Source organism: Ruminococcus difficilis (genome assembly GCF_016680995.1).
Map to the genome: position 1 here is coordinate 223,973 of NZ_JAEQMG010000048.1, position 12,212 is coordinate 236,184.

At 54.5% G+C, this 12,212-nt stretch carries 11 protein-coding genes; 1 reads left to right on the top strand and 10 read right to left on the bottom strand.

All coding sequences use genetic code 11. The features are described from left to right. Positions 1-252 precede the first annotated feature (252 nt). The 6 genes from JKK62_RS05725 to gpr all read right to left on the bottom strand — a co-directional run bounded on the left by JKK62_RS05725 (position 253) and on the right by gpr (position 6,821). Entirely contained in the window at positions 253-1,515 is a 1,263-nt protein-coding gene (locus tag JKK62_RS05725) for a replication-associated recombination protein A (protein ID WP_186832851.1), read from the bottom strand. Between the two features lie 151 nt (positions 1,516-1,666). After that, positions 1,667-2,920 (bottom strand): serine hydroxymethyltransferase, encoded by a 1,254-nt coding sequence (glyA, locus tag JKK62_RS05730; protein WP_279380602.1) that lies wholly within the window; start codon positions 2,918-2,920, stop codon positions 1,667-1,669. Positions 2,921-3,038: 118 nt separating this feature from the next. Further along, entirely contained in the window at positions 3,039-4,010 is a 972-nt protein-coding gene (gene dusB / locus JKK62_RS05735; protein WP_366503065.1) for a tRNA dihydrouridine synthase DusB, read from the bottom strand. Positions 4,011-4,012: 2 nt separating this feature from the next. After that, positions 4,013-4,519: a hypothetical protein gene (locus JKK62_RS05740; protein ID WP_186832850.1), complete on the bottom strand. Its 507-nt coding sequence runs from the start codon at positions 4,517-4,519 to the stop codon at positions 4,013-4,015. A 218-nt stretch (positions 4,520-4,737) separates the two neighbouring features. Further along, positions 4,738-5,802 carry a stage II sporulation protein P gene (gene spoIIP / locus JKK62_RS05745; RefSeq protein ID WP_186832849.1) on the bottom strand — a complete coding sequence of 355 codons (1,065 nt, stop codon included), beginning with the start codon at positions 5,800-5,802 and terminating at the stop codon, positions 4,738-4,740. A gap of 134 nt (positions 5,803-5,936) precedes the next feature. Then, positions 5,937-6,821, bottom strand: coding sequence for a GPR endopeptidase (gpr, locus tag JKK62_RS05750; RefSeq protein ID WP_186832848.1), 885 nt, complete (start codon positions 6,819-6,821; stop codon positions 5,937-5,939). A gap of 137 nt (positions 6,822-6,958) precedes the next feature. On the opposite strand from gpr, the gene JKK62_RS05755 reads away from it, so the two are divergent. Next, the gene (locus JKK62_RS05755) at positions 6,959-8,587 is read left to right on the top strand and encodes a C1 family peptidase (RefSeq protein WP_186832847.1); all 1,629 of its coding nucleotides are present in this window, start codon (positions 6,959-6,961) and stop codon (positions 8,585-8,587) included. 66 nt (positions 8,588-8,653) lie between these two features. Here the strand turns inward: JKK62_RS05755 and JKK62_RS05760 are convergent, their stop codons facing one another. From JKK62_RS05760 to JKK62_RS05775, 4 genes are all read right to left on the bottom strand, one after another. Beyond that, positions 8,654-9,319, bottom strand: coding sequence for a CHAP domain-containing protein (locus JKK62_RS05760; RefSeq protein WP_186832846.1), 666 nt, complete (start codon positions 9,317-9,319; stop codon positions 8,654-8,656). Positions 9,320-9,517: 198 nt separating this feature from the next. Further along, entirely contained in the window at positions 9,518-10,225 is a 708-nt protein-coding gene (trhA, locus tag JKK62_RS05765) for a PAQR family membrane homeostasis protein TrhA (RefSeq protein ID WP_243411768.1), read from the bottom strand. Continuing rightward, positions 10,225-11,112 (bottom strand): DegV family protein, encoded by an 888-nt coding sequence (locus JKK62_RS05770; RefSeq protein ID WP_186832845.1) that lies wholly within the window; start codon positions 11,110-11,112, stop codon positions 10,225-10,227. Before JKK62_RS05770 ends, trhA begins: the two co-directional genes overlap by 1 nt. A 380-nt stretch (positions 11,113-11,492) precedes the next feature. After that, positions 11,493-12,095, bottom strand: coding sequence for a helix-turn-helix domain-containing protein (locus tag JKK62_RS05775; protein ID WP_186832844.1), 603 nt, complete (start codon positions 12,093-12,095; stop codon positions 11,493-11,495). Between the last annotated feature and the right edge of the window lie 117 nt (positions 12,096-12,212).

Genomic DNA, 12,212 nt, shown 5'->3' on the forward strand with positions numbered 1-12,212 from the left:
ATGTTAATTTAACTAGTTCCTAATCCTAGTTACTGTCATTATATATAAAAATGTCAAATATAATTTTCTGATTTAGAAATATGTTTTGATTTAGCTTGTATAATTTTTCATGGTTTTTTTGGGCATAATGCACGAAGAAAACACCGGAACAAAAGACCGCGACAGACGCTCGGATCTGTCGCGGAATACTTTCTGTTTTATTTGCACAATTGACAATATTATCTCTTAACTGTTACTGCGCATTTTCACCAATCAACTGTTTTTGATTTTATCCCAATACGCCTTGTACGCCTGTTCGGTTTTGTTGTCGCCTAACTCATAATAGCGATGGTCGCGCACATCGTCGGGCAGATACTGCTGATCGATCCAATGGTTGGGGTAACTGTGAGGGTACAGATAATGCTGCCCCTTTACATCCCGCTCCTCGCCGTCGGCATGGACGTTTTGCAGTTGTCGCGGCACGACCTGACCGAGACCCTTCCGCACATCCTCCTGCGCTGCTGAGATCGCGTTCACGCCGGAGTTGGACTTGGGCGCCAGACACACCATGATCACCGCGTCGGCGAGCGGGATCCGCGCTTCGGGGAAGCCGACCTGCATCGCGATATCCACACAGGATTTGACGATCGGGATGATCTGCGGATACGCCAGTCCGACGTCCTCGCACGCGCACACGACCAGTCTGCGGCAGGCGGAGATCAGATCGCCCGCCTCCACCAGACGCGCCAGATAGAACAGCGCCGCGTCGACGTCCGAGCCGCGCATACTCTTCTGATAGGCGGAGATCACATCGTAATGCGAGTCGCCGTCACGGTCATAGCGAGCGCCGGAGCGCTGTGTGAGCGACTTTGCCAGCTCCTCATCGACCCGGATGACCTCTCCCTCATCCCCTGCCAATACGCAGAGCTCCACGGCGTTGAGTGATTTTCTCACATCGCCGCCGCAGGCGGAGCAGATATGCGCCTTTGCCTCGTCGGAAAAGTCGATCTCTTTGCCCTTTTCGTCACTCAGCACGCGGATAGCTCTGTCGATCGCCTTCAAGATCTCGTCCGGCTCGACGGGACGGAACTCGAACACCGTCGAGCGCGAGAGGATCGCGTTATAGATGTAGAAATAGGGGTTCTCCGTCGTGGAGGCGATCAGGGTGATAGAGCCGTTCTCGATGAATTCGAGCAGGGTTTGCTGCTGCTTTTTGTTGAGATACTGGATCTCGTCGAGATAGAGCAGCACGCCGTTGATACCCTCAAAGGTGTTCAGCGAAGAAACGATCTCCTTGATATCGGCGGTGGACGCCGTGGTGCCGTTGAGCTTTTTGAAGCTGCGGTTGGTGATCCGCGCGATATAGGACGCGAGGGTCGTTTTACCCACGCCCGACGGGCCGTAGAATATTAAGTTGGGGATATTGCCGCTTTCGATGATCTTTCTCAGCGGCCGTCCGGGAGCCAAAAGCTCCTTTTGTCCCACGATATCATCGAGAGATTCGGGACGCAGTCTGTCGGCAAGGGGCGTGTTCATAGATTTTTCCTCCGGAATGTAAAAGCCTCCCTTTCCTAAGGGAGGTGGCACTGACACATGTGTCAGTGACGGAGGGTTGCCACAGAAAAGAAGAAGCAACCCCCAGTCGCTGACGCGACAGCCCCCTTAGGAAAGGGGGCCTTTCTTATTCTTATTCGTACAGCGGATACTTCTCGCACAGAGCCGCTACCATCTCGTCAACCTTAGCCTTGTTGCCTTCAAAGTCCTTGATGACGAGAGAGATGCACTCGGCGATCACATCCATATCCTCTTCCTTGAGACCACGGGTGGTCACGGCAGCGGTACCGATACGGATACCGGAGGTGACGAACGGAGAAAGCGGCTCGCCGGGGATGGTGTTCTTGTTGACGGTGATGTGTACCTCGTCGAGGTTGTGCTCCAGCTCCTTGCCGGTCACGCCGTCCTCACGCAGATCCATCAGCATGACATGGTTGTCGGTGCCGCCGGACACAAGCTTGTGACCGCGCTTGACAAGACCGTCAGCCAGCGCCTTGCAGTTCTTGACGATCTGCTCGGCATATTCCTTGAACTCGGGCTGCATCGCTTCCTTGAAGCAAACTGCCTTTGCCGCGATGATGTGCATCAGAGGGCCGCCCTGCATACCGGGGAACAGCGCCTTGTCGATCGCCTTGGCGTACTCTTCCTTGCACAGGATCATACCGCCGCGGGGTCCGCGCAGGGTCTTATGGGTCGTGGTGGTGACAAAATCGGAGTACGGTACGGGGTTCTCATGCTGATCGCCTGCTACCAGGCCCGCGATGTGCGCCATATCGACCATCAGCAGCGCGCCGACCTCGTCACAGATCTCGCGGAACTTCTTGAAATCGATCGCGCGGGGATAAGCGGAAGCGCCGCAGACGATCATCTTCGGCTTACATTCCTTGGCGATCTCGAGTACCTTATCATAGTCGATGCGGTGGGTCACGGGATCAACGCCGTAGCTGACAAAGTTGAAGTACTTGCCGCTGAGGTTGACGGGTGAACCGTGGGTCAGATGACCGCCCTCACTAAGGCTCATACCCATGACGGTATCGCCCGGCTCGAGCATTGCGAAATACACGGTCTGGTTCGCCTGAGAACCGGAGTGGGGCTGCACGTTGGCATGCTCCGCGCCGAACAGCTTGCAAGCACGGTCACGCGCGATATTCTCGGCGATATCGACCGCGTAGCAGCCGCCGTAGTAGCGCTTGGAGGGATAACCCTCGGCATACTTGTTGGTGAGTACGGAGCCCATCGCCGCCATCACAGCGGGAGAAACGATGTTCTCGCTGGCGATCAGCTCGAGGTTCCGGCGCTGACGGGCAAGCTCTTTGTCCATCGCATCGGCGATCTCTTCATCATACTTTTTGATAAATCCGTTAGAATCCATTAAGTCCTTGTACATTTTGTACCTCCAGATAGTTTTTCATATACGGGTTCTTCCATTTATTGCCATTTATACTAATTTCCGATAAATAGTTTCGCATCTTATTCAGGCGATTTATCAGAAAATTATTATTGAATCAGTGACGATTGCTGTTTTTGATCTCTGCGATCAGGTTGATCAGATCCTCTTTCGTTTCCATCGAGAACGCGAGGTTCCTCAGCTTCGCGGCATTCTTGAAGCCTTTGAGGTAATACGCCGTATGCTTACGCGCCTCTCTCATGCCGACACGCTCACCCTTGTATTCCACCACGGCACTGATGTGTCGCAGCAGAACATCGCATTTTTCTTCGAGGGTCGGCGGCGGGATGATAATTCCTTTATCGAAATATTCGTTGATCTCGCGAAACACCCACGGATTGCCCAGCGCACCGCGACCGATCATCAGATAATCACAGCCGGTGTACTCAAGCACATACTGCGCCGACTTCGCGTCACAAACGTCGCCGTTGCCGATCACGGGGATGGACAGCGCCTGCTTGACCTCGCGGATAATGTCATAATTCACGGGCGGGGCATAGAACTGCTCCTTTGTCCTGCCGTGGACGGTCACTGCCTGCGCGCCGTTTTTTTCGAGGATTTTTGCGACCTCGACCGCGTTGATGTGCGCGCTGTCAAAGCCCGAACGGATCTTGACCGTGACCGGGATCTCGACCGCGCGGCTGACCGCCTGAACGATCCTGCCGCACAGCTCGGGGTCGCGCATCAAAGCGGCGCCCGAACCGCTGCCCGCGATCTTGGGGGCGGGGCATCCCATATTGATATCGATGACCTCGGGACGGTATTGCATCGCGAACCGCGCCGCGTCCGCCATCGTATCCGGCTCGGTGCCGAAGATCTGCACCGCGCAGGGGCGTTCGCTGTCGGAGATCTCCATCAACTCGGCGCTCTTTTTGGAGTGGTAGGCGATACCCTTGGAGCTGACCATCTCGCTGACGCAGTAGCCCGCGCCGAATGTCATACACAGCTCACGAAAGGCTCTATCCGCCACACCCGCCATCGGCGCGAGAGCGGCATAGCCGCTGAGCTTCACATTTCCTATCCGCATCATGCTCAACCGCGGCGGCGGGTACGTCTGCTGACCAGTACGCCGACGATGACCGCGATACCCAGCGCGACACACAGCCACATCACGATACCGGAGAACAACGAGGCGTCGGATACGGCGACCACGGGGATCGCGACCGAGGTAGCCTCCTGCACCTGAGAGGAGCTCACGGCGGGGAGCTCGGCGAGATGCTCGGGCTCCACATAGGGCGAGGTAGCGTCCTCCTCATAGCTGTAGATCGGATCATACCACTGATTTGGCTCTTGCTGCGGCTGATCCTGCTGAGGCGCTTGCTCCTGAGGCGCTTCCTGCTGAGTCTGCTGACCTTGCAGAGTCTGCTGACCCTGTCCGCCCTGCGTCGTTTCTAACTGACTTTGCGACTGATCGACCTGACTGTTGTTTTGATTCCCATCACCCGGCGCGGCAAGCGCACTCATACAGCCGACAGCCGCAAGGATGCTCAGCGCCAGCAGGATGGATATCAAATGATGCAAAAGTCGATGATGCTTCATAATAACCTCAACTCAGTCAAAAACAGCGGATAAAAATGTGTCTATTTCAACGTGCATATTATAACAAAGCCCCGATCTTTTTTCAAGACCGGGGCAGTGAATTCGACATTATGCCTAATCACCGGCGACATCGAATCGACTTTTCTTTTGACAATGAATAAAGAATCATTCCGCGTGCGAAATATACGCGGTTTTGCCACGCTTTCGCATATGTGATTTCACCGTTTCAACAGCTCTGACAACGCCTGCGCCAGATATCCGCCGCTGCGGCAGGCTTCATCGACGGTATTCGCGTCGGTGCCCACCTCGATCAGCAGGGAGCCGTTGTTGAAATTCATGTTATAAGTATACTCGCCGAAGTTCAGCGGTCGTGTCATGCCGGGATAATGATCCTCGCACCTCTTTTGCAGCTGCATGGCGAAGATCAGATTATCATGCCAGAAATCAAAGCCACCCTCGGTATCGTACCCCGCCATGATCATGATCTGCGCCGCCTTATCGCCGTCGACCTCAAAGGTCGGCTTATACTTGGTGCCGTCGTCGGTGGTCATCGCGTCACGGTGCAGGTCGATGGTGACCTTGATCGAAGGATACTTTTCCTTATATGCCGAGATCGTTTCCCATGAGCGGGCATACGAGCCCTCATAGGAGGGATAATCATGGAGGGTGGTGTCATGGACAGCGCCGATCCCGTTTTTCTTCAGCGTATCGACGAGCTTCTCCCCTACCGCGACAACGCCGAGATCGCCGTCGGTAGAGCGCGGATAATAGTCCTCGTAATACTCGCCGTTATCCTCGGTCAGATACCGCTCGCAGGTATGGGTATGGTAGACCAGCACCTGCACCTCGTGGTTATCCTCGAGGGAAAAGGGCAACTCCGCCGACAACAGCGATTCTACATCGAGGTCATAATCCGTTGTGTTGCGGATGGTAAAATTGTCATAGCTCATATTGCCGTTGCTGACCCGGATCTCTTTGACGGGATAGGTCGTGCCGCTGTGGGGCGTATCCTGCGGCTTCTCTCTGACTTGCTCGGTGTCGGTCGGCGTTTCGGCAAGCGGTCTTACCACAGGCGGTTGTGTCGGCGCTTCGTCCGCTGTCGCGGTCGTGCTGTCGGCGCTCATATCGCCGTTGACAAAGCTCAGCTTTCCCGACAAAAGCGCCGCTTCATCCTCGAGCGCGATACAGGATCGCACACGGTATACCACCATACTCAGGCTCACCGCCATCACCAAAGCCAATGCCGACGCCGTCACCGTCATCTTCCAATGTCGTTTCTTCATTCTCTCACCTTTTATACGAATTGCTATAGTATATGCAACTCGTGGACGAGATATGACTATCAGAAGAAATAAGGTTGAGATTGCCGCGTCGCAGACGTGCGCGTCTGCTCCTCGCAATGACTGTTTCTATTATGCTACAAAAGATCCAACAGATCCTCGGTATCGATGTCCGTTTGCAATGCCATATTGACCGACAGTGAGATCAAATGCGCGGCGCGGTCGATCAGCAGATCCACCTCCTTGGGGGTGACCACCATGCTCCTGCCCTGCGGCGAAACACTGCGGGAAAGCTCCACACTCTCCTTTTCGTCATCAATCTCCAACAGGTCGAACGCAAGGGTCACCGCGTCCACGACCGTAGGCACACCGATAGCGATCACAGGGATCCCCATGGTATCGGAATCGATCCGCACACGGCGGTTGCCGACGCCCGCGCCGGGCGAGATCCCGGTATCGGAGATCTGCACCGTGCACCCGAGGCGTTCGAGCCGACGTGACGCGAGCGCGTCCACCGCGATCATGGCGGAGGGTCGGATGTTTTTGATGACGCCCTGCAATAATTCACCGGTCTCGATCCCTGTCTGACCGGTCACGCCGGTGTTGACCACCGCGACCGCTCTGAGCCTGTCCAACCCGGTCGATCGCGCGACCTCGCCGCGGATATGACGCGTCGCGAGCACCTTGGACGCTGCCTTCGGCCCCAGCGCGTCGGGCGTGATCTCTACATTGCCCAGTCCCGCCACCAGCACCAGACCGTTCACCGGCAGCAATCGGCGGATCTCCTCGGACAGCGCCTGCACGCGGCTGTCGGTGTCGCGTATGCTGTCCGTCAGCGGCGGCAGCTCCACCGTCACATAATGTCCCATCGGCTTTTTGAGCAGTTGGGCGGCGCGTTTGGTCAAGATCCGGAGCCGTTCGATCGGCAGTCCTTCGACCTTCTCCGAGGTATATTCGATCCCTTTGATATCCTCGCCGAGCAGCTCGCGTTCCTCTACGGCGAGGTCGGTCCTGCGTTCCATCCTCACAGTCCTTTCCTGAAAACTACCATTATTATATGCCGACAAAATGTTTACATTCAGGAAAAAATGTGTTAATATTATGATGATTTATTATGCTATATTATGATTGATAAAATATACCGAACGGAGGTATGGACATGATGCGTAAACTGATCACCATACTGCTGACCGCCGCGCTGATCGGCTCAACGACCCTTGCCGCTTCCGCGGCGCAGATCGACACAGCCGAAACAAGCGCGCAGGTCGACGCCGCGATCGTCGCCGCGGATTACGCCGAGGTCGGCGGTACACTGGAGCCGGAAGAAACGCTTCCGACCGCGTACAACTCGGCGGAGCACGGCTACACCACTCCCGTACGTCAACAGCAATACAACACCTGCTGGGCATACAGCTCCACCGCCGCCTTAGAATCCTTTTTCCTTAAAAACAACCGGCAGGCGTTCCATCTTTCGACCATGCACATGAACTACTGGGGCACCGCGCGGAATAACGGGAAGGGTTGGCAGCGCACCTATTCGGATGCGGGTTATCCCTACGTCGCGATGGGGTATCTGACTTCCTTCGGCTGTATCGACAACACTCTGTTTGACGAAAGTAAAACCGTTGAGGACTTCCATGCGGCAAGCAACCTCTATCCCTATCAGGCAGCGGACTCCGTCATCTATCTCGACGGAGATGACCCCGACACCATCAAGACCGCGATCTATCAATACGGCGGCGTCATCGGCAATTTCCATTATAACGGCAGCTATCTCAAGCGCGACGCCTATTATTGTGATTTACCCGGACTGACTACTGCTCAGCTCAACGGTCACGCGATTGAGATCGTCGGCTGGGACGACAACTACGAAGTCGGCAACTTTGTCAGCGGACATCAGCCCTCCTCTCCCGGTGCATGGGTGTGCAAGAACAGCTGGGGAGCCTCATGGGGTGACAACGGCTATTTCCGGATCTCCTACGAGGATCTGTATCTCTTTGATTCCCGCTTCGGTCCGAGCTACTCGATCAGCTCAGCTTCTCCGATCGACGCGAACACAAAGATCCAACAGAACGAGAGCTTCGGCGCGACCTATGAATTTGACTACATTCAGCAGGCGCGTCCCAATCAGAGCAAGATGACCTACGCGAATGTATTTGACTTTTCGGACGGCTATCACAACATCGACAAGGTCGTGTTTGAATCCACCTCCGAGGGCTCAAAATACTCCGTCTACTATATGCCCGTCGATGCTAACGGCGCTCCGGTCGTCACCCCCGATCAGTGGACGCTGCTCGCGCAGGGCACCATCGAGCATCAGGGCTATACGAGCGCCAAGGTGTACGGCTTCGACGCGCCGAAAACAAAGGGCGCGATCGGCGTCACGATCGAAAAGAACGGCAAAACCGACATTGAGATCGGTGTAGACGAATGGCTCACCGTAGGCGGTAAATATCTGTTTAAGCCCGAATCCGAATACGGTCAAAGCTACCTGATCGGCTATTCCGCCTCGGCGATGGATATCATGACCTTCTATCAGACGAAGCTCGACGATACCGTCGGCGGCACCTTTGTCATCAAGGCGCTTTGCACCAATGACGAAAAGGTAGGCGACGTTGACCGCGACGGTGAATTCACTGTCATGGACATCACACTCACCCAGCGCTATTTCGCGCATTTACGACAGCTCAATGAAGAACAGCTTCGCTTTGCCGATATCGACAACAACGGCACGGTAGAGATCCTCGACACAACACAAATGCAGCGTCGACTGGCTCATACGGGCTAATCCATCCAAACAACATCAAAAACCGGAACCGCACATACGCAGTTCCGGTTTTTCTTATTCGTTCATTTACCGAGAAGAGGGATAAATATATCCCTGAAAGATCCAGTTCTCTCTCCCTGCCGAAGGATCGTCGGCAGGCACCGTATCCATATAGAATTCCACGCCGCTGTAGGCGGAATTGGACAGCAGCACCGAATCGCCGTCCACCTGTTCGACGACAGCCACATGCCCCGGGCCTCCGTCGGCATACGCCCAGCACGCGATCGCGCCCTGCTGCGGTTCATCGCCGTAATCATAGATATGATTCTCGGCATTGTAGTCATACCAGGTACACGCGTCATAGGGCGACAGCTCGGGACGCTCACCGCTGATCTCATACGCCCTGCCCCATGCGTAGCAGGTGCAGTTCGGCATACCGTAGCCTGCGGCATAAAACGGATTCTCGCCCGAATAATACCGCGCATTATCCGCGTCGGGCGACGTCAGCCTCGGCGTGTACCCATCCTCCCTTTGCGGATGCTCGCGCACCTCAGGGAGCTTCTTTTCCGTCGGCGAGGGCGGACTGTCTGTCGGCGTCGGCAGCTCTGTCGCGGCGGTCGTTTCCTCAATGTCCTGTTCGGGCGCCTCATACATCGCGGCGGATATCGCGGTGATCGTACACGCCAGCAGTAAAAACACCGTCACAAACGATACGGCTCTGATCAGCATCTTCATCACATCCTCTGTTTTCATACTAATCCTATGAAAGAAAAAGAGCGGATATGACAAAAGCTCCCCTGACACGAAACAAAAAAAGGCTCCCTTTGGTAAAGGGAGCTGTCGCCCGATGGCGACTGAGGGATTGTATTAATTGACCGAGTGACAACGAGATACTTCTCCAAGAAAGGTGTAGTTACATTTATTATGAACTTCATAATATGATATATCTCATTACATCACATACAGCAGGATCGCCAAAAACTGCAATACACTGCCGGCCAGTACGAGCACATGGAACACCGAGTGCATATAGCGTACCTTCTTGCCGATGCCGTACAGCACGGCGCCGATGGTATACGCGATACCGCCCGCCAGCAGCAGGAGGAATCCGGGCATCGTCATCGCGTCGATCGTCAGCTTCAGCACGGCGATCACGCACCAACCCATGCCGATGTAGCACACCATGGACACCTTTTCAAACCGCTTGAGGTCGATCGCGTTCAGCGTCACGGCGATGGCGGTCAGCGCCCATTCTACACCGAAGATCGACCATGCCAGCGCTGGATTCAGCGGACGGATGCCCACCAACAGGATCGGCGTGTAGGTGCCCGCGATCAAAAAATAGATATCGCAGTGGTCGATGATCCGCATCACACGTTTGGCGTTGCCGACAGGCAGCCCGTGATAGACGCTGGACACGGTGAACATGATCAGCAGTGTCGTGCCGTAGATCGCGCCCGATACGATTGCCCACGGATCGCGGTGCATCGCCGCCATCACGACCAACAGCGGGATCGCCGCTACGGCAAATACCGCGCCGATGGCATGGGTCACGGTGTTGCAGATCTCTTCACCGCGCGTATAATCGGGGAGCTGTGTTTTCAGCTTCCTCTTTTTTGTCGCGATATCGCCGCCGGTCATCGTATGGACCGCGTTCATCACTCGTCCTCTCTTTCTTCATCTCCGACAAAGAACAGCGCGACGGTACCGGTGCCGGTGTGACAGCCGATGGTGGTACCGATATCGAAGATCGGAACCTGTTTGACGTTCTTGAAGCGAGCCATCACCTGCTCACGCACGGAGATCGCGTCCTCCAGACAATCCGACTGAGAAATATAGCATAAGCCGCCGTACTCTTTGCCGCCCAGCGCGTGCTGTTCCATCTTATCGACCAGCGCGGTCAGCACCTTCTTCTTGGTTCTGATCTTCGCGATAGGCTTGAGCTTGCCCTCGGGGCTGACGCACAGCAGCGGACAGATCTCAAAAATGCCGCCCAGCACGCCGCTGATCTTGGACACTCTGCCGCCCTTGATGTAATAGGTCAGGTCGGTGGAGCAGAACCAGTGCTGTATCGTTTGCTGATGATCCAGCGCCCACTGATACAGCGCGTCGATATCCATACCCTCGTCGCGTTTTTGAGCGAGCAGGGTCATATACATACCCGCGCCCGAAGAAGCGCACAGCGAATCGACGATATAGATCTCGCGATCCGGGAACTCCGAACGCAGCATATCCGCCGCGGCATTCGCACTCTGTACGGTGTTCGAGATACCCGACGACAGGCACGCGTGCAGGATATCCTTGCCCTCGCTCAGCAGCTCACGGAAGTAGTCGACATACTCGCCGACAGACACCTGAGAGGTCGAGGTCTCGGCGCCGTTGCGGATATAACCGTAAAACTCCTTGGCGCTCATGCTTTCATACAGGTCGTCGGTATACGATTTACCGTCAACGATAAAGTGAAAACCGATATAGCGGATGCCGAGCTTGTCGAACATCTCCTTTGTCATATCGGCGGTGGTACAGGTACTGATGATATAGCTCATAACAAACACTCCTTTTGACTCGGACAGACAGCAGAGATCGACCGGATGCGGTCTTTTCCTGTTACCTGAATACGGCAGAGAGCTATTGCCGTGTGAATAATTTGCTATTGCCGCCGCACAGCTCATACTTTTCCTGATAGAAAACAGACCGCAAGAGCTGTCTGCGTTTTTATGAATCGTAATTCCCGTGCGTCGGACGGCATGTTCTTACAACTACCATTTTATCCCATCCGAATCAAATTGCAATCTATTCGGCTGTATTGATCATCTACTGTTGATCTTTTTTCATTCTACGGACAAAAAGAAAGGAGTAGAGCGCCATAAGAAGCACTCTACTCACAGTAGAAACAAGGATAAATGCGGGATAAAGCAATGCCGCGTCATCCGGTTGTTTTATTCTTTTTTGGCTTCTTCTTGATCGAGAAGGCAAAAATAATGATGATCTGCGCCGGAATACCCAGCAAGAACAGCTGCCACCAGTTGTATTGAAGCGCGGTCAGGTATACCGAGCAGATGATGCCCCATACCAAGCCCGAGATAATGTACAGGTTCCATGAGCGGTCACCCCATACGGAATTGAGCACCAACAGCGTGATCAGCGAGACCGGGATCGCGTATATGAAGATCAGCCAGTTGACGTAACCCGCGATCCACAGGATCACGAACAGCAATACCGCCAGCGCCCAGATCCCCGCCAGAACCGTCAGCGTGATAAAACGGCGGCTGTAACGGCGGCCGGTATTCTTTTCGGGCTTGATATCTTCATCATCCGAATGAGGGGTGATGATATAATCGACCGTAACGCCGCCGAGGTCGGCGATCTTTTTGAGCACAAACACATCCGGGATCGACTCGCCGCGCTCCCATTTGGAAATGCTCTTGTCCGAATAGTTGAGCATCTCACCGAGCTGAGCCTGTGTCAGGTTCATTGAGGTGCGCAGACGGGTGATGTTCTCCGCTACGACCTTCTTAAATTCATCCATGAGTATCTATCTCCAAAAAATATAAACAGTTACATAAGCACGTTAAAGTATATCATAAGCGAAATAATAAATCAAGTATGAGATTGATGAGATCAACAGAACGAAAGAAGATACCGA

Excerpts from the sequence above, each read along its gene's own strand:
- JKK62_RS05725 (WP_186832851.1), bottom strand. The coding sequence starts at position 1,515 with ATGAACACGCCCCTTGCCGACAGACTGCGTCCCGAATCTCTCGATGAT.
- glyA (WP_279380602.1), bottom strand. The coding sequence starts at position 2,920 with ATGTACAAGGACTTAATGGATTCTAACGGATTTATCAAAAAGTATGAT.
- dusB (WP_366503065.1), bottom strand. The coding sequence starts at position 4,010 with ATGATGCGGATAGGAAATGTGAAGCTCAGCGGCTATGCCGCTCTCGCG.
- JKK62_RS05740 (WP_186832850.1), bottom strand. The coding sequence starts at position 4,519 with ATGAAGCATCATCGACTTTTGCATCATTTGATATCCATCCTGCTGGCG.
- spoIIP (WP_186832849.1), bottom strand. The coding sequence starts at position 5,802 with ATGAAGAAACGACATTGGAAGATGACGGTGACGGCGTCGGCATTGGCT.
- gpr (WP_186832848.1), bottom strand. The coding sequence starts at position 6,821 with ATGGAACGCAGGACCGACCTCGCCGTAGAGGAACGCGAGCTGCTCGGC.
- JKK62_RS05755 (WP_186832847.1), top strand. The coding sequence starts at position 6,959 with ATGATGCGTAAACTGATCACCATACTGCTGACCGCCGCGCTGATCGGC.
- JKK62_RS05760 (WP_186832846.1), bottom strand. The coding sequence starts at position 9,319 with ATGAAAACAGAGGATGTGATGAAGATGCTGATCAGAGCCGTATCGTTT.
- trhA (WP_243411768.1), bottom strand. The coding sequence starts at position 10,225 with ATGAACGCGGTCCATACGATGACCGGCGGCGATATCGCGACAAAAAAG.
- JKK62_RS05770 (WP_186832845.1), bottom strand. The coding sequence starts at position 11,112 with ATGAGCTATATCATCAGTACCTGTACCACCGCCGATATGACAAAGGAG.
- JKK62_RS05775 (WP_186832844.1), bottom strand. The coding sequence starts at position 12,095 with ATGGATGAATTTAAGAAGGTCGTAGCGGAGAACATCACCCGTCTGCGC.